This is a genomic window from Pyrinomonadaceae bacterium (assembly GCA_036277115.1).
GTDB lineage: Bacteria > Acidobacteriota > Blastocatellia > Pyrinomonadales > Pyrinomonadaceae > UBA11740.
Window position 1 is genome coordinate 588,528 of sequence record DASUNM010000027.1, and the last position, 22,522, is coordinate 611,049.

Genomic DNA, 22,522 nt, shown 5'->3' on the forward strand with positions numbered 1-22,522 from the left:
GATTCTGCTTGAGCCTGTTCCAGATTCATCCAAAGCGCCGTCGATGCCGGCTCATTCCAAATCCGTTCAGCCAACGCAGACTCGCCATTTCCGCATCCTTACATTCTCTTCCCCACGCCCGAAATTGGTTTGACATTGGTCTTTTATTCAAACAAGGTATTCATTGATGGGTTTTTGGTTTCTTAAGAATTTTCGCTCTCATCGGGGCACACTGGTTGTTTGGTTAAGCGCGCTCGCGACCCTGTCTGTAATTGTGGCCGGCATGACGAGTGCGCAGGAGCGTCCGCGGACAACCACGGCGGCGCCCACTCCGACACCGACATCACCGGCGCCGACTCCCGTGCAGACCGGGCCGGGCACCCGGATCGCGCCGCAACTCGGCGCGCCGCCCCCGCCGCCAATCCTGAGACCGAAACCGACGCCCACACCGGACGCTTCAACCGCGGAAATCGACGAAGGCAGCACGCTCAGGATTAACGCCGATCTGGTGACGCTGAACGTGCGCGTCATCGATCGCAACAACCGGCCCATCAACGGCATTCGTCAGGATGAATTCAAAGTCTTTGAAGACGGCGTACAGCAATCGATCTTCTCGTTCACCCAGGAAGAAGTGCCGGTCATTTACGGCATGGCCGTGGACACGTCCGGATCGCTGCGCGGCGTGTTCGATCAGGTGATTGCCGCCGCCAAGACGATCATCGACAGCAACAAGCCGGGCGACGAAACTTTCATCGAGCGCTTCATCAGCAGCGACAAGATTGAAACGATCCAGGATTTCACCTCGAGCAAAGACGCGCTGATGGATGGCCTCGACACTTTGTACATCGAGGGCGGGCAAACGGCCGTCATCGACGGCGTGTATCTGGCAGCCGAGCATGTAGCGAACTACAAGAAAACCAGAGACGACGATCGCCGTCGTCGCGCGCTGATCGTGGTGACTGATGGTGAAGACCGCGCCAGCTACTACGCCCAGGAACAGTTGTTCAGGCAATTGCGCGAGCAGGATGTGCAAATCTACGTGATTGGATTTGTGAATGACCTTGAAGCTGAACGCGGCCTGATTCGCAAGAGCCCGCGCGGCAAAGCGACGGATTTGATTAACAAGCTCGCGACCGAAACCGGCGGGCGGGCCTTCTTCCCACAATCAATTTCTGAGTTGCCGCAGATCGCGAATGAAATCGTGCGCGATCTACGAACTCAGTACGTGATTAGCTATGATCCGTCGAACAAGACTCACGACGGGACATATCGCGCGATCAAGGTGGTGGTGAATCAACCCGGTGGAGCCGATAAGCGCATCGCGCTGACGCGCTCAGGCAGAACCGCCATTCCTCCCGGCACCGCCGCGCGGCCGCCAACTCCCGCGAACAGCATTCGGCAACCGACGCCCCGCCGGCCCCCGCAGTAAACGCGCGCCTGCGTTTGACTCAACATTCGCAAATTCAGTATTGTCCGGAGCGTCCGCGAGCTTAGGAGGGTTCATAGGCATCCTCGTCGTCCCGCGAGAACATGCTGTAAGCAGCTACATGTCAACGATCGAAACCGACCGATTGCTGCTGCGCATTATCCGGGTAGACGATCTGGACCATCTCGCGTCCCTGCTCAGCGATCCTGACGTAGTCAAGTACGTCGGCGACGGAAAACCTGCCGGTCGAGAAGAGGCCGCACGCGCCCTCGAAAGCATCATCAAACATTGGGAGACGCACGGCTTCGGACGTTGGGCCGTGGTTGATAAAAGCACCGGCCAGTTCATCGGCTTTGGCGGATTGCGTTCGCTCTTTGGCACTCCGGAAGTCGTTTACCACCTCGCCAAGGCGCATTGGGGAAAAGGCTACGCGACTGAGCTGGCCCGCGCGGCGTTACGGTTCGGATTCCAGGAGCGTGGTTTCGATCGAATCGTGGCGATTACCAAACCGCTGAATGCGGGGTCGATTCATGTAATGGACAAATTGGGTCTGCGCTTCGTGAAGCACGCGCGTTACTACGAGATTGACGTAGTGGAATACGAGATTAACCGCGAGGAATTCAAGCCGGGTGAAGGCGCATTCAAAGTGCTGGCTGACGGGGAAGTTTAGTACCAGAGAGCGAATTATTCCCTCTCCCTCAGGGAGAGGGTTACATGCCTGGGCCACTATTAGATTCGCAACCCGAAGGGTTGCAAGAAAGTAGCCGGGGGTCGCAGCGAAGCGTAGACCCCCTGGGAATCGTCGGTTAGAATCGCACCCTGAAAGGGTGCCAGACCAGTTCTGTGACCCCTTCAGGGTCAGAAATCATGGGCACTCGATCCCGGGGGTATCGCGCCGTGCGCTCAACCCCCGGCTACTCTCTTTGCCCTTCGGGCTGACCCAAATCCATCCGAAAAACCAGGCCTACTGCTGTTCCTTGTTTGCGATATTTCGCCGCGTACCGCCGAGCTGCTTCAACAGATCCTCAACCGCAACTTCCAGTTGGCGATCGCGCCCCGCAAGGTTGTCTGCCGGCGGGTTATCCACCAGGATGTCGGGCTGCACGCCGTAGTTTTCCATGTTCGTGCGTTTCGCATCCGCCAGGTAGACACCGACGCCCGGCGTGCGCACGGTCGAACCGTCAATCAAGCTGTAGCTGCCCGTGCCGATCACTGCGCCCATCGTGGGCGTGCCGATCACTTTGCCTAAGCCTAGCGCGCGGAAACCTGCCGGAAACATCTCGGCATTAGAAGCCGAGCGCCAGTTTTGCAAAACGACCTTCGGCCCGAAGTATCCGGCGAAGGGACGGCCGGCCGCTTCAACGCCACGCGGTTGCCAGACCTGATACTGCCGCTGGACCAGGATGGCGAGCAGCTCCTGTTCGATGTTGCCGCCGCCATTCCAACGCTGATCGATGATCAGCGCTTCCTTGTTGCGGAATTCGCGAATCTCCTTCTCGAACTTCCGCAAGGACGGCTGGTTCATTGCCTGAATGTGAATGTAGCCGATGCGGCCATTAGACAACTCATCAACTTTCTCCCGCCGCTCTTTTACCCAACGGTCGTAACGAAGTTGGCCGAATCCCTGCGTCGAAGTCGTTTCGATGCGCGTCTTCCAGGCGCCTTCTTCCGAACCCTTGCTGTTGAAGGTGACTTCGACTTTGCGATTCAAGCGGTTGTTCAGGAGTTCCCAGTAGTTGTCTCCGGCTTTGACCGGCTTGCCGCCGATGGCGATCAGGTAATCGCCGACTTTCACTTTCACCCAATCCTTGTCCGCCGGACCGTTTTCATAAATGTAGTTGACGCGGTACCGGCCGGCCGATGCGTCGGGCTCGAGTTCAATCCCGAGGTTGCCGGTTGAGACTCCGCCGGCTCCGGGACCACGCGGTGGCGCCGCTGCGCCGGTGTGCGAAGCATTCAGCTCTCCGATCATCTCGTTGATGATGTTCAAAAGTTCCTGCCGGTCGCCGACGTACTGAACGAGCGGCTCGTACTTCGCTTTCATGGCGTTCCAATCCGTGCCATGCATGGCCGAGTCGTAGAAGCGGTACTTCATGGTGCGCCACGCGTCGCCAAACATCTCGGCCCATTCGGCGGGACGATTGATCTTCACGCGCACGTTAAAGCTAATGCGACGTCGTGCCGCATCACCACCGCCCGTGGACGGTCCGCGGCCGGCAGTTGCGGCCGACGCGGCGCCCGCCAGCGGCACGGAATAGATTCCGTCACGCTCGCTGAAGAAAAGCGTGCGTCCGTCGCGCGACACATTCAAATTCGAGATGCCGCCGCCGAAGCCACCCCCACCTCCCGGCGGGCCGTCACCGTCGCCTTGCGGCGGGGCGCCGGCAGCGACGCGCGTCAAACGCCGCCCGTCGTCCTGAATTGAATAGACGACCGGCAGCGAAGCAGTAGCCGACGGTTCAGACGTCACAAAGATCAGGGTGCGGCTGTCAGGCGTGACCGTGAACTGTGAAATTGCAAAGGGCATGCGCGTGATTTGCCGCGTGCGCCGCTTCATGCCGGCCCAATCCATCTTGGTTTCATGCGGTGGACGCGGACCCATCGGACGCCGCTGCGGGCCGGGGCCCTCGCCGCCTTCACCGGCGCCGGGCTGCACGCTTTCGGTTTCGGCGCGCTCTTCCGGATCGTCAGGATCGCGATCGAGTTTTTCCAGACCCACCGAATAAATCTGCACCGAAGGGTTCGTGGCCCCTTGTGCGCCGCCGATCGCGTCGGAACGAATGAAGAAAAGTTTGCGGCCATCAGGACTGAACCGCGGCGTGCGCTCGTCGTAGGAATCGAACGTTACCTTGCGCGCTTCCTTCTCCGCACCCGAAGAAGCGATCACGTAAATGTCCGTGCTGCGACTTGCGTCGGATTTCGAGTACGCGAGCCACTTGCCGTCCGGTGACCACTCAGGCGTCGAGATGTTGCCGAAGCGCGAAGTGTCAATTTCCGTAATCTGTTTAGTCGCGACGTTCACCTTGCGCAGCTTGCTGTCGGATGAAGTGAACGCAATCTCTTTAGAATCGGGCGACCAGTTATAGCCGGACTTTAGCGCGTCGATGTCCGTCAGTTTCACCGCTTCGGCGGCTCCGTCGATCGCCGCTACGTACAATTCTTCCCGGCCACTGCTATCCGAAACGAACGCCACCGACTTGCCGTCGGGCGAGTAATCCACGAAACGATCGCGCGCCGGACTGTCGGTTAACTGGCGGATGTCGCCTTCTTCCACCGGCACCGTGAACAGCTCGCCGTGCACCGAGACGACCAGCCGCCGCGAATTCGGCGCGAGGTCGAAGTCATTCGCTTCCGAAGCGAACGCCCGCATCTCGACGTCGTTCTCCTGGGTTTCGGCATCGATGTCGAGTTTGATCGGCGTCGTGCGCTTGCTGGCGACGTCGAGCTTCCAAATTCCAAAGTCATGTTCGAAAACGATCGTGCGACCGTCCGCGCTGATCGACGGAAAGCGCACGTCGCCGTTTCGGAAGCTGGTCACTTTTTCGGCTTTGCCGCCACTGTCCGCGACGCGCCAGATGTTCGTCTGACCATTGCCGTCGCGGTCGCTCACAAAATAGATGTCGCTGCCGCTAAACATTGGCCACGAATCCATGCCTTCGAAATCGGTGACCTGCGTGAATTTCTTTGCCGCGATATCGGCGACCCAAACATCGGTCTGAAATGAACCGCGGTAGAACTTGCGCCAATAAGATTGACCTTTCGGCGTATAAGCGATGCGCTGGCCGTTCGCAGAGAAACTCGCGGCGTTGCCCATGTCAGTTCCCGCACGGCGCGGCAGCCCGCCGTCCACACTGACGATATAAATCTGCGCCATGAAGTCTTCGCCGCGGCTGCTGCTGAACAGGACACCGCGCCCATCGGGCGTCCACCCGAGTACCGTGTCGTCGGCTGAGTGAAACGTCAGTTGCTTCACCGTGCCGCCGGTAGACGGAATGAGATACACATCAAGATTGCCGTTCCGGTCGCTGGAAAAGGCGATCCATTTTCCATCGGTGGAAAACTTTGGATAGGCGTCGCGAGCGCGATTCACCGTGAGCCGCTGCACGTTCCCCCCGTTCTCATCGGCGACCCAAATGTCGGCGAGATAAGTGAACGCCACGCGGCCGTTGTGATAGCTGGGATAGCGAACCAGCTTTGCCTCGCGGGCGAAAACAACGGACGTGAAGCTAAAAACAAAAAGAGTTATGGCAAGCGGGTAGAGTCTTTTCATGGTGCTTCTCCTGTGCTGCAGCAATGACGTGGATGACCGGAGCAAACGCCGCCGGCTTTTGCGGATTTTAGGCCGCGGTATGGCGCTGAACGCTCCACCGCATGGCGCGGTAAGCGTTTAGCCGGATGGTCGAATACGACGAACCAGTGGTTCATCGCATCCTGACCTTAGTTTTTGAAAGAGAACGGACCGGTTAAGATCGATAAGACGCCACGGGTTTCGCTTCGGTTACACCCAACAAACCGCAAATCGTGGGGATATTAGAATGCCGGTCAACTTTCCTGTCAAGGTCAGCATCTGAGTGCGTTCACAGTTTCCACGGCTATTTGATTGACGCCTCACGGCCCGCACCATATAGTCCGGTCACCGCGCGGTTTCGCTGCTCACCGCTGAAGATTTCCGCTCGGATATTTGCTTTTAGAGGTTCTCACGATATGCGACATCCCCTTTCGCTTCGAAGGTCTGGCCATGGCCTCGCGCTGCTGCTGTTCGTCCTGATTGCGCCGTTTACGGTGCAGGCGAAGGACAACTGGCTACGTGTGCACACCAGGAATTTCACGCTCGTGGGCAATGCTAGCGAGAAAGACATGCGGCAGGTGGCCACAAAGCTCGAGCAATTTCGCGACGTCTTCACGCGCTTGTTCAGCCAGGCAAAATTTACCTCGCCCGTTCCCACCACGGTGCTCGTGTTCAAGAGCAAGAGTTCGTACAAACCATTCGCGCTCCCCAATGCGGCCGGTTACTTTCAGAAAGGCCAGGACGTGAACTACATCACGTTGAGCACCGAGACATTTGCTGACAATCCCTTCAGCATCATCTATCACGAGTACGTGCACTTGATGGTTGATAACACTGTCGGCAACGTGCCCGCGTGGTTCAATGAAGGGCTGGCTGAGTACTACAGCACCTTTGCCATTGAAGAGGATCGCAAAGTTCATCTGGGCGAACTGATTCCCTATCATCTGATGACGTTGCGCGAAGAGAAGCTTCTGCCCCTGCGCAAACTGTTCGCCGTTGATCACTACTCTCCGGAATACAACGAGAAAGACAAAAAGGGCATTTTCTATGCGCAGTCGTGGGCCCTGGTTCATTACCTGATGTTTGCGAACAATACCGAGCGCAGGTCGCAACTCGGGAAGTTCATCAACTATATCGGCGCCGGGGCCACGATCGATGACGCTTTCAAGCGGGCCTTCCAAACCGACATCGAGACGATGGAAAAGGAGCTGAAAAAGTACGTCGCCGGCCACACTTTCAAAATGCAGTTAGCCACCTTCGAAAGGAAGCTCGAGGTGGACAAAGACTTCACCGTGGCGCCGTTGACCGAGGCCGACGCGCAGGCGTACCTGGGCGATTTGCTTCTTCATCTAAACCGGCTGAGCGATGCCGACACACGATTGCAGCAGGCGCTGGCGCTGGATGCCAAGCAGCCAATGGCTTTGGCTTCGCTGGGAATTCTGCGTGCTCGTCAGGGCCGTTTCGATGAAGCGCGAAAGACGCTGCAAGCAGCCGTCGCCGGCAATTCTACCAATTATCTCGCGCACTATTACTACGCATTCGCCGTAAGCCGCGAGGGTATGAACACAGACAACTTTGTGCGTCACTACTCTGCCGAGACGGCTTCATTGATGCGCGCCGAGCTCACCAAAGCCATCGAGCTGAACCCAAATTTTCCGGAATCCTATTCGCTGCTGGCGTTCGTCAACACGGTAACAGGCGAAGACCTGGACAAATCCGTCGAACTGTTGCAGCGCGCGCTCAAGCTATCACCGGGACGGCAGGATCTGTCGCTGCTGGTCGCGCAAATCCACATGCGCCAACAGAAGTTCGACTTGGCGAAGCAGGTGCTCGCGCCGCTGCAGAACGCGAAAGACCGCAGGTTGAAGTCGCAGGCTGAAGCGCTGCTCAAGACGGTTCAGGACTACGAAAATGCCGTGACCCGTTTTAAGGCTGAGACGGCGCCCGGCGATTCGCAACTGAGGCCGCAAACCAACGCCCCGGAGACCAGCGAAGAGCCGCCCTCAAAGCCGCCGTCAGAAAATGACTATATGCGCGAGACGCTGCGTCCCGTCGAGGTGGGCGAAGAACGAATCCAAGGGCTGTTTGTAAAGTTAGAGTGCGACAACCGCGCCGTTGCCTACTTCATCATCCAGGTGGGTGACCGGCTTTATAAGATTCGCGCCACCGCGCTTGATCAGGTGCATTTGATTTCGTATGTACCCGGCGCCAGCGAGGTCAGTTGCGGAGTGCGGAAAAATCAGGAGAACGTGGTCATCACCTTTCGTCCCTCCACTGATGCAAAGGACGTGCGCGCGAAAATCAACGGTGACGTAATCGCGATGGAAATGGTGCCGAAAGACTTTAAATTGAATCCGAACTAACTCTCGACCGGCGCGCCGGATTCTTGCCAGGCCTTCCACCCGCCCGCCATCGACCAGACGTTGGTGTAGCCCATCTGCTGCAAAACGTCGGCTGCTAAAGCCGAGCGATAACCTCCGCCACAATACAAAACCAACTCAGTCGATTTGTCGGGCGCGGCCGCTTCGATGTCGCGTTCGATGATCCCTTTGCCGAGGTGAATTGCGCCGGCTGCGTGCGCCGCGTCCCACTCGTGGTCTTCGCGCACGTCGATTAGCAAACCCTTTCGGTTGGCCGCGAGTCGTTCCCGCGTTTCGGCCACGGTGACTTCCTTGATGCGGGTCTTCGCATCGTTAACGACTTTTAAGAAACCTTCTGAATGTTTCATGGTAATCGACTTCGCCCCAGAGGGGCGAGATGTTTATAGAAACCGGATCTGTTCTTAACTCTCAAGCTTCGAAGGAGCGTCATGTCGCTCCTTCGGAGCTCAGCACAAAAGGAAAATGCCCCGAGCTATAAACATTCGGCTCCTACGGAGCCACGGCATCGAATTGGCTCAATCAAGCGCGAGCGATTATAATGCCAACTTTCCAACACACGAAAGTTTTCCGACGTGTGCGAGGCTGGGTGAAGGGTCGCTCTCACTCATACTCATCGCTCATAACTATCTTTCGAGGATTCTAAATTGGCTAACGAACAATTCGATGTAACAGTGATCGGCAGCGGGCCGGGCGGTTATGTGGCCGCAATTCGCGCCGGACAATTAGGTCTGAAAGTCGCGATCGTCGAGAAAGACAAACGGCTTGGCGGCACGTGTACTCTGCGCGGCTGCATCCCGACAAAGCAGCTTCTGATGTCGGCGCACGTTTACGAACAGATGCAGCACGCGGCCGATTTCGGCGTGCAGGCGAGCGGGATTCAATTGGCATTCGCCGACGTGCAGAAACGTAAAGATAAAGTCGTGATGAAGAACTCGAAAGGCATCGAGTTCCTGATGAAGAAAAACAAGTGCACCGTTTTCAAGGGCACCGGCAAGGTCATGTTGCCCGGCAAAGTTGAAGTCACCGGCGAGGACGGAAGCAAACAGACAATCAACACCAAGAACATCATCATCGCGACGGGCTCAGTGGTGCGGCCGATTCCCGGGTTCGAAACTGACGGCAAACAAGTCGTCAACAGCGATCACATCCTCGAACTTACAGAAATTCCGAAATCACTGATCGTCATGGGCGCGGGCGCCGTCGGCGTCGAGTTCGCTTCTGTCTATTCGCGATTCGGGGCAGAGACGACTCTGGTCGAACTGATGCCGCGACTGGTTCCTTTGGAAGACGAAGAAGTGTCGGCCGAACTCGCAAAGTCGTTTCGCAAACGCGGAATCAAATCGCAGGTCGATACCAAACTCGAGAAGCTCGAAAGATCGGATAAAGGCGTCGTCGTCACCGGCAAAACTTCAAAAGGTGAAGACGTGAAGCTGGAAGCGGAGATGCTGCTGGTCGCCGTCGGCCGCGCGCCTTTCACCGAAGGGCTGGGACTGGAAAAGACGAAGATCAAGATCGAGAAGGGCTTCATTCAGGTGGACGAATTTCAGCAGACAGCTGAGAAAGGCGTCTACGCGATCGGCGACGTAGTGCCGACGCCTTTGCTCGCGCACCTGGCGTCGAAAGAGGGCATCGTCGCGGTCGAACACCTGGCGGGAAAGAATCCGCAGCCGATCAATCTGCGCCTGGTCCCGAACTGCACGTATTGCGATCCCGAAGTCGCGTCGGTTGGCTTGACTGAAGCGAAAGCCAAAGAAGCCGGTTATGAAGTCGTCGTCGGCAAGTTTCCATTCTCGGCTTCAGGCAAAGCGCGCATCCTCGGCGAAGAAGAAGGCTTTGTAAAGGTTATTAGCGAGAAGAAGTATGACGAAGTGCTGGGCGTACATATCATCGGTCCGCATGCGACGGAAATAATCGCTGAAGCGTGCGTGGCGATGCAGCTGGAGACAACTGCCGAAGAGTTAGGCCGCACGATGCACGCGCACCCGACCGTTTCCGAAGCCGTGATGGAAGCGGCCGAAGGCGTGCACGGATTGACGATTCATATTTAGCGGTCAGTGGATCGTTGTCAGTAGTCAGTTGTATTTGCAACTGACAACGGACTACTGACGACTGACGAAAATGGGCAACAACGAAAAAACAAAGCGCCGCCGTCGAGCGCCTTTCGAAATGCGCATCAGCACCAAGTATGCGCCGCGGAAGATTGGCGAAGGCCAGCAGCTTTCATGCACGAAAGAAACGTCGCTTAAGCCCGAGCAGATGCTCGAGCTTTATCGCTACCTGAAGCTCACGCGGCTCGTCGAAGAGCGCATCGTCAATCTTTATCGCCAGACGAAAGTCGTCGGTGGCGTTTATCGATCGCTTGGACAGGAAGCGACCGCAGTCGGTTCGGCTTACGCACTTCGGCCTGAAGACTTCATCACACCGATCATTCGTGACCTCGGCGCATGTTTTGTGAAAGGCATTCGGCCGCGCGAAATCTTTGCGCAGTACATGGCCAAAGCCTGGGGACCGTCGGGCGGAAAAGATCTGAATGTGCACTTCGGCTACATGGACAAAGGTTTCATCGGGCCGATTTCACATCTCGGCGACATGATTCCGGTGATGACCGGGATTCTGGTCGGCGCGCGCCTGCAAAAGAAAGAAATCGTCGGCCTGGCTTACATCGGCGATGGTGGCGCCAGCACCGGAGCGTTTTATGAAGGCATGAACTTCGCCGCGGTGCAGAAACTGCCGCTCGTCGTGATTGCCGAACACAACCAGTATGCGTACTCAACCCCGACCAGCATGCAAACGGCGGTGCGAAATCTGGCGGAGAAAGCCGCCGCGTTCGGTATTCCCGGAGCCATCGTCGATGGCAACGACGTGATTGCGTGCTACGAAGTGACTAAGCAGGCAGTCGATCATGCACGCGCCGGTCGCGGCGCAGTTTTGATCGAAGCGAAAACCTATCGGCGCAAAGGTCACGCTGAACACGACGATCAGCGCTACGTTCCGGAAGGCGAAGTCGAATGGTGGGAGAAGCACAACGACCCGGTCGATCGCTTTGAACGATTCCTGATCGATCAGAAAGTGGCGACGAAAGAAAAGCTGGACGAGATCACTGCAGACGTTCAGCGCGAGATTGACGAGGATTCCGAGTGGGCGGAAAGCTCGCCCATGCCGGAAGCCGAAGGCGCCGCTTACGGTGTGTTTGATAACTCGATTGTTCCCCCGGCCTTTCGGCCAAAGGTATTGGAGAATTAGCAGCTCTTGACGCACCTAGTCAGTACCAGGAGCGGTAGCGACTGGGTCCAGGCGTCAGTCACAACTACCGTATTAACGAACCCGGTCGCTACCGCTCCCGGTACTGACTTCATGTTGGAGAACTGATTGGAATTCCCCCTGGCCCCTAAGAATAGAAGACTAGAAACAGAAACATTCAAGCGGAAGAGGTTAAGGGATGAGCACAGCAACAGAAGAACAAAACATCGGCAGCGAAGCGTTGGACGATCAGGGGACTAATCAAACTGAAGGTCGCGCAATTATCAAACGCCTGCGGGACAACGCGTTTGACGGAAGCAACGAACAGCTGGCGTTAGCATTGGGACGTCCCGTGGAAGAAGTCGAAGGATGGACTGGCGGCGCCGCTACCGTCGATGATGACGTGCTGATGAAGGCACGGGGCATCGCGCAGGAGCGCGGCGTTGCAGTAGAAGAACCGGAAGATTAATGGCAACTGCAGCCAAGTCATTGAAGAAAACTGAACGGCCGCCGCGTGGCGGTCAGGCCACTTTGATCGAAGCGATTCGCCAGGGTCTTTGGGAAGAGATGGAGCGCGACCCGACCGTGTTCCTGATCGGCGAAGACGTCGGCGCTTACGGCGGCGCGTTCAAACTCACCGATGGCCTGATCGATCACTTCGGCAAAGAGCGTGTGATCGATACGCCGATTTCTGAAGCGGCGATTGTCGGCGCGGCCTGTGGCGCGGCTTTGATGGGCTTGAAGCCGGTCGCGGAGTTCCAGTTCATCGACTTCATTTCGTGCGGCTTTGACCTGCTGACGAATTACGCAGCCAAGTCGCGTTATCGGTGGGGCGGCAGTGTTCCGGCGGTGTTTCGCGGGCCGTGTGGCACGGGCGTGCGCTCCGGGCCGTTTCATTCGCTCAACGCTGAATCGTTTTTCCTCAACACGGCGGGACTAAAGATTGTCGAACCGGCGACGGCATACGACGCGAAAGGGTTGATCAAGGCCGCGATTCGCGACCCGGATCCGGTGCTCTACTTCGAGCACAAGAAGCTCTACCGTCTGCCGCGTTTGCGTGAAGAGCTTCCGGAAGACGATTACATTGTCGAAATCGGAAAAGCGCGGGTGGCGCGCGAAGGCCGCGACGTCTCGATCATCACCTTCGGAGCGCAGGTGTTGACGGCGCTCGATGCGGCCGAAGAGTTGGAGAAGGAAGGCCTCGACGTCGAAGTGATCGATCTGCGCACACTCGCGCCGATGGACAAGGAAGCGATTCTGGCGAGCGTGAAGAAGACGAGTCGCGCGCTGATCCTGCACGAGGCGTCGTTGACCGGCGGCATTGGCGGCGAGATTTCCGCGATCATTTCGCAGGAAGCTTTTGAATGGCTCGATGCGCCGGTCGTGCGCGTCGCTTCGATCGACACGCCGGTGCCGTATTCACCGCCGATGGAAGACTATTACTTGCCGCAAGTGAACGATGTGCTGGATGCCGCGCGGAAACTGGCGGCTTATTAAGCGTGTGGAGCTTAAATAGACAGGATTTTACAGGATTAACAAGATAAAGCCCTGTGGACTTAAACGTTTTCATGTCTTTTGTCTTCATCTTGTTCATCTTGTAAATCCTGTCTGCAGAATTCTTAGGAGGAACGATCATGCCGAAATACGTTATCGAACGAGAGATTCCAGGCGCAGGCGATTTGTCGCCGGAAGAGTTACAGGCCATCTCGCAGAAATCCTGTAACGTGCTCCAGAACCTCGGCCCACAGATTAATTGGGTTGAAAGTTACGTCACGGCCGACAAGGTTTACTGCGTGTACATCGCGCCGAGCGAAGACATGATTCGCGCGCACGCTCAGCAGGGCGGCTTCCCGGCGAATCGGATTTCCGAAATCAAAACTACGATTGATCCGACGACGGCGGAAACAAAAGAGAACGCGGCTGCTGCGTAAGCACGTCAGTTGTCAGTTGTTAGTCGTCAGTTGCAATGCGGCACTGGCGAATCGGTCTTCGCACAACTGACTACTGACCACTGACAACGGACAAAAATAAAATGGCGACAGAAGTAGTAATGCCGCAGATGGGCGAGTCCATCGCGGAAGGTACAATCACAAAATGGCTGAAGAACGTCGGCGACCATGTCGAGCGTGATGAGCCTCTCTTCGAAATCTCGACCGACAAGGTTGATGCTGAGATTCCTTCGCCCGCGGCGGGCACGCTCACGGACATCAAGCACAAAGAGGGCGAGACAGTTGAAGTGAACACTGTCGTCGCGGTGTTGGACGGCGATGGCGCGAAGTCTGAGCCGGCTGCACCTGAGGCGAGTGCTGAACCAGCACCGGAAGCGAGTCCTGAACAACCCGAAGCTAGTCCTGAACAAGCTCAAGCCACCACCGAAACCGCTGATGCGGCAGGTCAAGAGACGCCGGAGGCGGCCGAACAACTTGCTCCTGAGGCTGCGGCGCCGCCCGCACAACCGCATATCGAACCGCCGAAACCAACGGCCCCGACCGCCGCGCCCAGCGCGCCGCCAGCTCCAAGCGGAAAGACCGCGGTTAAGCCCCTGCATCGTCGTGATGAAGCGGCCCCCAAAGCATCAGCTGCGGCTCCGCAAACAGGCGATCAGGGCGGCGCGACGTCCGCCGAAGATTTACGCCGAACGAAATCCAGTCCGCTCGTGCGCAAGATTGCCGAAGAGCACGGCATCGACATTGCGCAACTCGAAGGCACCGGCATGTCCGGCCGTGTCACCAAGAATGACATCCTCAGCTTTATCGAGTCAGGCGCGCCGGCGTCCGCGCCACGACCTGCCGCTCCGCAGGCTGCGGCGCAACCCTCAGCGCCCAGCTCTCAGCCAGTGTCGGTCTTGAAACCCGGCGAAGGCGATCGCGTCGAGCAGATGAGCGTGATGCGCAAGAAGATCGCCGAACACATGATTGCCTCGCGGCGCACGTCTGCGCACGTGACGACGGTTTACGAAATCGACATGACCAAGGTCGCCCGGTTGCGCGACGAACACCGGAAAGGGTTTGAGGAACGCACCGGCACGAAGTTGACGTACATGCCGTTCATCTTCAAGGCGATCACGGACGCGATTCGCAAGTTCCCGATCTTCAACACGCAAGTCAGCGGCGATCAGATTATCTATAAGCGCGACATCAATCTGGGAATGGCGGTGGCGCTTGATTGGGGTTTGATCGTGCCGGTGATCAAACGCGCTGACGATCTTTCGATTTCAGGTCTGGCACGCGCGGCCAACGATCTGGCCGATCGCGCGCGCACGAAGCAACTCAAGCCGGACGAAGTTGCCGGGGGCACTTTCACAATCACTAATCCCGGTGTTTTCGGCGGGTTGTTTGGCACGCCCATTATCAATCAGCCCCAGGTGGCAATTCTTGGCGTCGGCAAGATCGAAAAGCGCCCCCGGGTGCTGACCACACCCGAAGGCGAAGACTACATCGCGATTCGTCACATGGCTTTCTTCGCGTTGAGTTTCGATCATCGAATCATCGACGGCGCCGATGCGGAACGCTTCCTCGCTTACCTTAAAGAGCACCTCGAGAGCGCTCAGTTCGCGATCTAGTGTCAGAAGCCGACGTCCGTTCTCCCTCTCCCTCTGGGAGAGGGCTGGGGTGAGGGAGCGAAGCTTTAGCGGCACAACTTCCACTTTCCCACGCGAGGCTTCGCCTCGCAACATCTATCAATGAACAAGGCGAAGCACCGCGGTGGTTTGAGTGTTCCGGTTCGCTAACGCTGACGCGGGAATTGCGTCAGACTTCAACGACGGTCCACGAATAAAGAGGTGTTGAATGAGACTGAGCGGATCTTAAATGAGATCGCGATTATCTGGCGCGGCGCAGCTGCGCAGGACTTCAAAAAAATAAAGTCTCGCTCAAGCTTCGCTCCCTCACAACCCCCTCCCAGAGGGAGAGGGAGAAAAACCACGCTCAAAGACCCTCTTCCTTTTCACAACACTCGGCCTCTCTATTGCAATCGCGTAACGAACAAATGATTTCTGTTTTTTAACTGCGCCCAAAGTGCGCTTTATGGCCCAGGGGGTATTGACTTCAGTTGATTGTGACGTAGGATGCGACAGTTACTTTTGATCAAGCCATCAAGGTACGGTTCTTGACAACCCTGTCTGCATTTTCCGCGGACAACGCAAAGCGCGAACTGGAAATCACATTCGCGTAAACCCGACGCGCCTGTGCGACGTCCTAACTACAACTTAAGGAGTTTTGACTATGAATAGCTTCAGAACGTTTCGGTCAATCGCGCTTGCGTTCACGCTCGCGCTCACCCTTTCCCCATTGGCCATTGCCCAAACCGACAATCAATCAACCAGAGCCCGCTCAGTCGCCAGTGGCGAAAAGATGAAGATCAAGGGTGTGGTCGTCCGTCGCGATGTCGACACGTTCACGGTGCGTGACATCACGGGCAACGACACTACTGTGCGCATGACTGACCAGACTTCCGTGAAGACAAAAGGTGGAGTGTTCAGCAGCGGTACCCGTTATGCTTCCGCTCAGATTCTGCGTGGTCTGAATCTTGAAGTTGAAGGCCGCGGCGGATCGAACGGCGAACTGGTTGCCGAGAAAGTAAGATTCAGCAACACCGATCTGCGGACGGCAATGTCCGTGGAAGCACGAGCAAATCCGCTTGAAGAACGCGCGAGCGCGGCCGAAGGCCGTTTGAGCGAAGTTGAGCAGAACGCGCAGAAGCTCTCAGGACAGTTGGATGAGCTCGCTGCGATTTCGAATGCGGCTCGCGGTGGCGCCAAAGCAGCGCAGGACACAGCAGATGCAGCCATTTCCGGCGTGAATGCGACGAACGAACGTATCTCGGCGCTGGATGATTACGTGCCGCAGGAAACCGCCGCGGTCAATTTCCGCGTCGGCAGTGCAGTGCTTAACACTGACGCCAAGGGGAAGCTGGATGCGATTGCTACCAAGGCTTTGAATGCCAAAGCGTACGTGCTTGAAGTTACTGGTTTCGCAGATTCGACGGGCAGCACCGCGCGCAATCGTGCGTTGAGCCAACGTCGCGCCGATGCCGTAATCACTTACCTGGTTGAAAACCACAAGATTCCGCTTCGTCGGATCGTTACACCGTACGGCTTCGGCGAATTGGATCCGGTGGCGGACAATAAGACCCGCACCGGCCGCGCTGAGAACCGTCGCGTGGAAGTGAAGATCCTGGTCAACAAGGGTCTCACCCAGCCGGCGCCGACCATGAACCGGCCAAGTGACGGCGGTCAGTAGAGCCTACTTTGCCAACGATCGTGCCGCCAGCCGGCGTCTAAGGTTGGCCAGCAGCCCCAAGGCCCGAACTGGCGGCATGAGGTTGGTTGATGAATTCAAGCAGAAACACTCGAATATATTTGCCAGCGTTGATTTCAGCGCTGGCTCTATTTTTGTTCGGCGCGATCTTCACAGTCGCTCCCGTGATGGCGCAGAAGACAAAGCAACTGCCGCCGCCGCCACCGGTTCCCATCTACCGGCCCAAGCCGACCCCGACGCCCGCGCCTGAGGAACTCGATGTAGTCCGCGTTACCTCGAACTTGATCGCTGTGCCGGTTTCCGTGACGGATGCGAACGGTCAGCCCGTGCTGGGATTGACGGCGGACCAATTTCGCATTGATGAGGACGGGCGGTCACAGCAAATTGCGCAGCTGGGCGATCCGGAGCAAGTGCCACTGGACATCGCTTTGTTGATTGATGTGTCGGCAAGCGTCGAAGCGCGTTTCGCCTTTGAACAGAAAGCAGCGGCGGATTTTTTGCGGCAGGTTATGAAACCAGGCGATCGGGCGGCGGTGTTTGCCATCGGTGAAACACCTCGGTTCGTCCAACCACTTGCTGCTACCGACGTTGCCACTCGTCAACTATTGACGATCAAACCGACCAGGGGCTTCACGGCGTTTTTCGATACGATTTTGGCGGCGGAGAAATATCTCGATCAGAATTCATCCCAGGGCCGGCGGCGCGTCATGGTCGTACTTTCAGACGGCGATGACACGGCGCGCATCCTGACCGCCTCGACAGCCCCAAGTCGCAAAGGGGACATGAACCTGATCGGTGTTAATGCGCAGATCGCCTTGATGCAAAGGGCACAGCTGGAGGCACAACAAGAAGTGCAGCGCGCCGAGATCACGTTTTACTCGATCAATCCCAGCGGCAATACGATGCATCTGAACCCGCGCAGCGCGCGATCGCAACAAGGCATGGAGCGGATTGCCGGCGCGACCGGTGGCGCAGCCTTCTTGCCGTCAAACGACGGTCAGCTGCCCGCGATTTTTCAGCGCATCGCGTCAGAGATACGGAGTCAATATCTGCTTCAGTACTACTCTGACAACAAGGCAAGCGGCGCAGCGTTTCGGCGGATCAAGGTGACCGCACCGGCACGGCCTGAGCTGCGTTTGCGCGCGCGCGAAGGATATTTTCCGAAAGGGCAGTAAGCGTCCAACGTCCCGAGTCCAAGGTCCAACATCCACTGGGCTTAGCGGACATTGGACTTTGGACGTTGGACTTTGGACCTATTCTTGGACTTTGGACTTCGGACTTTGGACTTCGGAGCGCCGCACTTCTCACATTTACACCCTATCGGCTCGATGATTCCTTCGAAATACTCTTTGCCGTAATCGTAGGCAATTTCCTCGCCCGGCTTGATCTTCTTCCTTGACCAAATCCACACGCGCCGCCGTTGCGAGACATAGGCCTCAGCATTTGGCCGGCACGAGTGATTGATATAGCGCGCGAGGTTTTCGCGCCGGCTGCCATCAATCGACCACTTCGTATTAACGCCGAAGAAATATTTGCCGTTGCTCTTCTCAACTTCTTCGTTGGGCAGGAACGGTCCGAAGTATTCGATGATTCGCTTACCCTTGGGTATCGGACGGGTGGCGAATAACCCCAGTCCGGTCTTGGTTCGTTTCACTTCATAAGGAACATCACGAGGCATGTGGACAATGTAGCACTAACAGATTGGCGTACGCATCGCGCGTCTTTCACAGATTTCTTGCGGAGGGATTATAAGACTGGGGCGCAACCGTCTCGGTTGCTCCGGGACAGAGCGGGCAAGTGGGACGCTTGCGCTCCAGTCAGCTACAATTGTGCGAGCCGATGACTACACCTTCATACACTGAGCCGCACATACTTGCGTACCCGGTCGAGTATCTGGCGGGCATCGACCTGTACAACGCCGGCGAGTTCCACGCCGCACACGATGCGTGGGAAGAACGTTGGATGGGGCCGGTAGCGCCGGATGAAAAACTTTTCCTTCAGGCGATGATTCAATCGGCGGTTGCTTTTCACCATCTGCAAATCGGCCGGCCCGGCGCGGCACGACAGATGTACCTGGCGGCGAAAGAAAAGTTCGGGCGGCTCGGTTGTCAGGTTTTCATGTCGCTCGATCTTGAAGACTATCAAGCGCAGCTTGACCGCGCCTTGTCCTGGCTGACGAGCGTTCCTGACCCGCGCGAGATCGAACAACCTCCGATCGAACCCCCGGTGATCAGACTGATCGCGGCGGTGGATGCCGAATTTGTATGACCGTGAGAATTCTCCTGCGAACTGTCAGCCTGTTGTTGTTGGGCGTGTGGCTCGGGGCGGCAATTTTCTTCAGCGCCGCAGTAGCGCCGAATGTTTTCGCCGTGCTGCGCGGCGCAGAGCTGGCGAACGCCGCTACGCTCGCGGGTTCAATCGTCACGCGCCTGCTCGCGATCATCAATAAGGGCGGATTCGAAATCGCCCTGCTCCTGCTGGTAATCAGTTTCTTCACGACCCGCGGGCAAAAGCCGATGCGGCGAATTGCCGAGATGCTTTCGCTCGCGATTATGGCTATCATGACAGCCGTCGGACATTGGGTGGTCGCGGCGCGGCTGGCGACGTTGCGAGCTGCGATGCAGTTACCAATAGATCAGATTGCTACGGCCGATCCGCGACGGATTGAGTTTGATACCCTGCACCGTTATTCCGTCGCGATGCTGGGCGTTGCGATCGTCGCCGCTTTAATTGCGTTCGTGCTGATGGCGAGTCGCAAGTCAGTACCACCTGCGTCAGCAGGTGGGTTAAGAACGCAGGATTAAGGCTGAACTTTTGACCCCATCCGCTCACGCGGATGGTACTGACTTCATAGCAAAGTCGCGCTTTGTAGGTTTAATCGTGGAAATCATCGAACAAGTCGATCAGTGGGGCCGCAAATACGACGGCTGGAAATCGAAGCGCTCGGAAGATCTGAAGGGCTATCCGTTTGTCGAAAATACGCGCGCGCCGTTCACGCCTGCGCGTCGCGCGATTACCATGACAAACCTCGCGCTGATCGTTTCCGCGGGCGCGTACCTCGACGGCACGGATCCGTTTGACACGAGTGCGCCTGACGGGGATTTCAACGTGCGCGAAATTCCTACCAACATCCAATTAAGCGACTTGCGCTTCGCCGCGCGCGGCTACGATCCGGCCTTTGTTCAGCAGGACGCGAATGTGCAAGTGCCGCTCGAGCGCCTGAACGAATTCCAACTCAATCGCGTCATCGGCCAGATGGCCCCCGCGTTCTGGAGTTTCTCCGGGTTCATTCCCAACGCAGCGCAGTTCGCTGAGCAGACGATCCCGCAGTTGCTCGATCGGCTTAACCGTTACGACGTGCAGGCCGCGCTGCTGGTTCCCGCGTCGCGCCTCTGCCATCAATCGGTTGCGCTGGCCGCGCGCGCGATTGAACAGACTGGCGTACCGACAATGTGCCTGTCCGTTGATCGCGAAGCCCTCGACAGCGTTCGTCCGCCCCGCGCCGGTTATTACGAAGGTCGCTATGGCAGTGTCGCGGGGGAACCAAACTGGCCGGAACACCAGCGACGCGTACTCGACGAGGCCCTGCGTTGGTTCGAGCCGATGGGTCAACCCGGCATTCGCAAACTCGCGGTTGAGCTTGAAACGAAAGTGGAAGTCGCACGCGGCGAGAGATGAGTGGCACAGACTTCAGTCTGTGATTTCGACTTTGTTAAAGCTACTCAGCGTTTAAAGGCGGGCTTGCCCGCCTTTGTTTGGAAAAGAACCGGCGGGCAGTAACCCGCCTCTAAACAAACTAAAAACACCCCCCTAATGAAACGTGTCATTCTTCGTCTACTGATCACCGCCACAATCGGGATCATTGGTTATCTCATGTTGTGGCCGGTGCCGATCGACCCGGTGGCCTGGGTCCCGCCGCCCGCGCCGGAACTAACCGGCGTTTACGCGCAGAATAACGAACTCGCGAAAACAGTTCGGTTGCCGGTCAATCATCACGCGCCCGAAGACGTTGCTTTCGACAAGCAGGATCGCATCTATACCGGCGCCGACGACGGATACATCTACCGGCTGCAACCTGACGGCTCCGGGCCAGAGGTTTTCACCCGGACCTACGGCCGGCCGCTCGGCCTGGCATTCGATCAAAATGGGAATTTAATCGTGGCCGATTCCGTCAAAGGATTGTTATCGGTTGCGCCCGACGGAAAGATCACTCCGCTGAGCAACCAGTCCGACGGCGTGCCATTTCGTTGCACCAACGATCTGGACATCGCCGCTGACGGGACAATTTATTTCACCGACGCGTCTTACAAGTTCCCGCTGACAGAACTAAGAGCTGACTTGTTCGAGCATCGGCCGAACGGCCGCTTGCTCGCTTTCGATCCGAAAACGGGACAGACGCGCACGGTGCTCCGCGATTTGCACTTCGCCAACGGCGTAGCGATTAGTCCTGATCAATCATTCGTGTTGGTGAATGAAACCGGAGAGTACGCAATCAAACGAGTCTGGTTGAAGGGCGAGAAGCAGGGCCAGGCGGAAACCTTCATCGACAATCTGCCGGGCTTTCCTGATGGCATCATGTCGAATGGCCGCGACATGTTCTGGGTGGCGATCGTGAACCGGCGCGATCAGAAGTTGGACTCGCTGCTCGGGCGTCCGTTTATGCGCAAGGTCGTCATGCGTCTGCCCAATTTTCTGCAGCCTAACATCAAACGTTACGGATTCGTGCTCGGGCTCGACCTGAACGGCAAGGTTATTCGCAATCTTCAGGACCCTGCGCCCGAAGGTTTCGCGCAAATCGCGAACGTGCTCGAACACAAGGGCAATCTGTATTTCGGCAGCATTGGCGAGAGCGCGATCGGGCGTTTTCCCCTCAAATAGAACGGGGCAGTAGCCCGACCGTGAGGGAGGGCGCATCACCAAACGGCACACGCCTCGCTACTTCGCGGCGTCGAACACGATCGAATTGCCGGTTTTCACGGACTGGTAAACCCCATCCACTAACTCTACCGACTTAAATCCATCGCTTGCCGTCACCGCCGGCGGCTGGTCGTTCATGATCGAATCGATAAACGCCCGGTTCTCCTGCGCATAGCCCCATTTTTCCTCTTTCGAAAGCTGATGCGTTGAATACTCAGAGTGCTTTCCTTCCAATCCTTCGCTCCAAACCAAACTTTCCATTTCCCGCGTCACGAGGGTCGCGTGATGACAGAAAACTTCAACGCGCTCAAAGGGAAACAGCCAGCTCGCGTCGGCCGAAGAGGCCAGCGTCGCATGCATGCCGTTTGCAAAGGTAAGCAGCACAGAGAACTCGTCCGTCTCTTCGTACTTGTGTTTTGAGCCGACAGCCTGCAATGTCTTCACTTCGCCAAACAGGAACCGCATCATGTCGAACATGTGAATCGTCGTCTCGTAAAGAAAGCCGCCAGTGATTTTCGGATCGCCCACCCACTCGGGTGTTTGCAGTTCGCCGCGATTCATCTTGATGTGCGCCGAATGGGGCTGATGCGTTTCCGTCAGCATTCGTTTTAGTTCAGCGTACACCGGTGCGAAACGGCGATTGTGCCCGACCTGAAAAACTGTCTTGCCGTTTTGCGCGGCCTCCAGGACGCGTTGCGCATCCGCGATGCTCGTGGCCATCGGCTTTTCGCAAAAGACATGCTTGCGTTCTTCGACCGCGAGCACCGCAAGTTCGGTGTGCTGGGTGTTGGGAGTGGTGATGTAGATCGTGTCGCATAGCGCCAGCACTTCAGCGACGCTGTGCGCGACCTTCGCTCCGGCTCCCGACGCGAGTTGCTTGGCGCGACTCTTAACGACGTCGTGGACCGCGGCAATCTGCACGCGCTCATCGCGCGCGAGAATCGACGCGTGTACACCCGCGATGTAACCGGCGCCGAGAAAACCGATTTTAAGTTTCGACATGATTGGCCGACTCACGTCATGAAGTCAGAAC

The 22,522-nt window shown here is 57.2% G+C and carries 19 protein-coding genes; 15 read left to right on the top strand and 4 right to left on the bottom strand.

Annotated features, from left to right (window positions below):
• Positions 1-166: 166 nt before the first annotated feature.
• Together VFX97_18865 and VFX97_18870 are read left to right on the top strand one after the other, a co-directional pair.
• Positions 167-1,408, top strand: a complete 1,242-nt coding sequence (locus tag VFX97_18865) for a VWA domain-containing protein (protein ID HEX5705268.1) — start codon at positions 167-169, stop codon at positions 1,406-1,408.
• Between the two features lie 118 nt (positions 1,409-1,526).
• Positions 1,527-2,075: a GNAT family protein gene (locus VFX97_18870; protein HEX5705269.1), complete on the top strand. Its 549-nt coding sequence runs from the start codon at positions 1,527-1,529 to the stop codon at positions 2,073-2,075.
• A gap of 294 nt (positions 2,076-2,369) precedes the next feature.
• Here the strand turns inward: VFX97_18870 and VFX97_18875 are convergent, their stop codons facing one another.
• Positions 2,370-5,675, bottom strand: coding sequence for a S41 family peptidase (locus VFX97_18875; GenBank protein HEX5705270.1), 3,306 nt, complete (start codon positions 5,673-5,675; stop codon positions 2,370-2,372).
• A 434-nt stretch (positions 5,676-6,109) separates the two neighbouring features.
• Here VFX97_18875 and VFX97_18880 point away from each other — a divergent pair, with 434 nt between their 5' ends.
• Positions 6,110-8,056, top strand: coding sequence for a tetratricopeptide repeat protein (locus VFX97_18880; GenBank protein ID HEX5705271.1), 1,947 nt, complete (start codon positions 6,110-6,112; stop codon positions 8,054-8,056).
• Here VFX97_18880 and VFX97_18885 read toward each other — a convergent pair.
• A complete protein-coding gene (locus tag VFX97_18885; protein HEX5705272.1) occupies positions 8,053-8,421 on the bottom strand; it encodes a rhodanese-like domain-containing protein in 369 nt (122 codons plus the stop codon). The two genes, VFX97_18880 and VFX97_18885, sit on opposite strands and share 4 nt — an antisense overlap.
• A 297-nt stretch (positions 8,422-8,718) precedes the next feature.
• Here VFX97_18885 and lpdA point away from each other — a divergent pair, with 297 nt between their 5' ends.
• From lpdA to VFX97_18925, 8 genes are all read left to right on the top strand, one after another.
• Positions 8,719-10,122, top strand: a complete 1,404-nt coding sequence (gene lpdA, locus VFX97_18890) for a dihydrolipoyl dehydrogenase (protein ID HEX5705273.1) — start codon at positions 8,719-8,721, stop codon at positions 10,120-10,122.
• Between the two features lie 70 nt (positions 10,123-10,192).
• Positions 10,193-11,317 (top strand): thiamine pyrophosphate-dependent dehydrogenase E1 component subunit alpha, encoded by a 1,125-nt coding sequence (locus VFX97_18895; GenBank protein ID HEX5705274.1) that lies wholly within the window; start codon positions 10,193-10,195, stop codon positions 11,315-11,317.
• 196 nt (positions 11,318-11,513) lie between these two features.
• Entirely contained in the window at positions 11,514-11,783 is a 270-nt protein-coding gene (locus VFX97_18900; GenBank protein HEX5705275.1) for a hypothetical protein, read from the top strand.
• Positions 11,783-12,811, top strand: coding sequence for an alpha-ketoacid dehydrogenase subunit beta (locus VFX97_18905; protein HEX5705276.1), 1,029 nt, complete (start codon positions 11,783-11,785; stop codon positions 12,809-12,811). The genes VFX97_18900 and VFX97_18905 overlap by 1 nt, the downstream gene beginning before the upstream one ends.
• A 137-nt stretch (positions 12,812-12,948) precedes the next feature.
• Positions 12,949-13,245, top strand: coding sequence for a DUF4242 domain-containing protein (locus VFX97_18910; GenBank protein HEX5705277.1), 297 nt, complete (start codon positions 12,949-12,951; stop codon positions 13,243-13,245).
• Between the two features lie 101 nt (positions 13,246-13,346).
• Positions 13,347-14,876, top strand: coding sequence for a dihydrolipoamide acetyltransferase family protein (locus tag VFX97_18915; GenBank protein HEX5705278.1), 1,530 nt, complete (start codon positions 13,347-13,349; stop codon positions 14,874-14,876).
• Positions 14,877-15,537: 661 nt separating this feature from the next.
• Positions 15,538-16,554: an OmpA family protein gene (locus VFX97_18920; protein ID HEX5705279.1), complete on the top strand. Its 1,017-nt coding sequence runs from the start codon at positions 15,538-15,540 to the stop codon at positions 16,552-16,554.
• An 89-nt stretch (positions 16,555-16,643) separates the two neighbouring features.
• The gene (locus VFX97_18925; protein HEX5705280.1) at positions 16,644-17,747 is read left to right on the top strand and encodes a VWA domain-containing protein; all 1,104 of its coding nucleotides are present in this window, start codon (positions 16,644-16,646) and stop codon (positions 17,745-17,747) included.
• Between the two features lie 41 nt (positions 17,748-17,788).
• Here the strand turns inward: VFX97_18925 and VFX97_18930 are convergent, their stop codons facing one another.
• The gene (locus VFX97_18930; protein HEX5705281.1) at positions 17,789-18,226 is read right to left on the bottom strand and encodes an SET domain-containing protein; all 438 of its coding nucleotides are present in this window, start codon (positions 18,224-18,226) and stop codon (positions 17,789-17,791) included.
• A gap of 185 nt (positions 18,227-18,411) precedes the next feature.
• Between VFX97_18930 and VFX97_18935 the strand changes: the two genes are divergently transcribed.
• The 4 genes from VFX97_18935 (at position 18,412) to VFX97_18950 (ending at position 21,450) form a co-directional block, all read left to right on the top strand.
• A complete protein-coding gene (locus VFX97_18935; GenBank protein HEX5705282.1) occupies positions 18,412-18,840 on the top strand; it encodes a DUF309 domain-containing protein in 429 nt (142 codons plus the stop codon).
• A complete protein-coding gene (locus tag VFX97_18940) occupies positions 18,837-19,376 on the top strand; it encodes a DUF4149 domain-containing protein (GenBank protein HEX5705283.1) in 540 nt (179 codons plus the stop codon). Before VFX97_18935 ends, VFX97_18940 begins: the two co-directional genes overlap by 4 nt.
• A 10-nt stretch (positions 19,377-19,386) precedes the next feature.
• Positions 19,387-20,250 carry a glycine/sarcosine/betaine reductase selenoprotein B family protein gene (locus tag VFX97_18945; GenBank protein ID HEX5705284.1) on the top strand — a complete coding sequence of 288 codons (864 nt, stop codon included), beginning with the start codon at positions 19,387-19,389 and terminating at the stop codon, positions 20,248-20,250.
• A gap of 135 nt (positions 20,251-20,385) precedes the next feature.
• Positions 20,386-21,450, top strand: a complete 1,065-nt coding sequence (locus VFX97_18950; GenBank protein HEX5705285.1) for an SMP-30/gluconolactonase/LRE family protein — start codon at positions 20,386-20,388, stop codon at positions 21,448-21,450.
• A gap of 57 nt (positions 21,451-21,507) precedes the next feature.
• On the opposite strand, the gene VFX97_18955 is transcribed toward VFX97_18950, so the two are convergent.
• Entirely contained in the window at positions 21,508-22,491 is a 984-nt protein-coding gene (locus VFX97_18955; protein HEX5705286.1) for a Gfo/Idh/MocA family oxidoreductase, read from the bottom strand.
• Between the last annotated feature and the right edge of the window lie 31 nt (positions 22,492-22,522).

Coding starts and splice junctions, on each gene's coding strand:
- VFX97_18905 (HEX5705276.1), top strand. CDS start 11,783: ATGGCAACTGCAGCCAAGTCATTGAAGAAAACTGAACGGCCGCCGCGT.
- VFX97_18940 (HEX5705283.1), top strand. CDS start 18,837: ATGACCGTGAGAATTCTCCTGCGAACTGTCAGCCTGTTGTTGTTGGGC.
- VFX97_18955 (HEX5705286.1), bottom strand. CDS start 22,491: ATGTCGAAACTTAAAATCGGTTTTCTCGGCGCCGGTTACATCGCGGGT.
- VFX97_18925 (HEX5705280.1), top strand. CDS start 16,644: ATGAATTCAAGCAGAAACACTCGAATATATTTGCCAGCGTTGATTTCA.
- VFX97_18865 (HEX5705268.1), top strand. CDS start 167: ATGGGTTTTTGGTTTCTTAAGAATTTTCGCTCTCATCGGGGCACACTG.
- VFX97_18915 (HEX5705278.1), top strand. CDS start 13,347: ATGGCGACAGAAGTAGTAATGCCGCAGATGGGCGAGTCCATCGCGGAA.
- VFX97_18910 (HEX5705277.1), top strand. CDS start 12,949: ATGCCGAAATACGTTATCGAACGAGAGATTCCAGGCGCAGGCGATTTG.
- VFX97_18950 (HEX5705285.1), top strand. CDS start 20,386: ATGAAACGTGTCATTCTTCGTCTACTGATCACCGCCACAATCGGGATC.
- VFX97_18880 (HEX5705271.1), top strand. CDS start 6,110: ATGCGACATCCCCTTTCGCTTCGAAGGTCTGGCCATGGCCTCGCGCTG.
- VFX97_18870 (HEX5705269.1), top strand. CDS start 1,527: ATGTCAACGATCGAAACCGACCGATTGCTGCTGCGCATTATCCGGGTA.
- VFX97_18885 (HEX5705272.1), bottom strand. CDS start 8,421: ATGAAACATTCAGAAGGTTTCTTAAAAGTCGTTAACGATGCGAAGACC.
- VFX97_18875 (HEX5705270.1), bottom strand. CDS start 5,675: ATGAAAAGACTCTACCCGCTTGCCATAACTCTTTTTGTTTTTAGCTTC.
- VFX97_18900 (HEX5705275.1), top strand. CDS start 11,514: ATGAGCACAGCAACAGAAGAACAAAACATCGGCAGCGAAGCGTTGGAC.
- VFX97_18935 (HEX5705282.1), top strand. CDS start 18,412: ATGACTACACCTTCATACACTGAGCCGCACATACTTGCGTACCCGGTC.
- VFX97_18920 (HEX5705279.1), top strand. CDS start 15,538: ATGAATAGCTTCAGAACGTTTCGGTCAATCGCGCTTGCGTTCACGCTC.
- VFX97_18895 (HEX5705274.1), top strand. CDS start 10,193: ATGGGCAACAACGAAAAAACAAAGCGCCGCCGTCGAGCGCCTTTCGAA.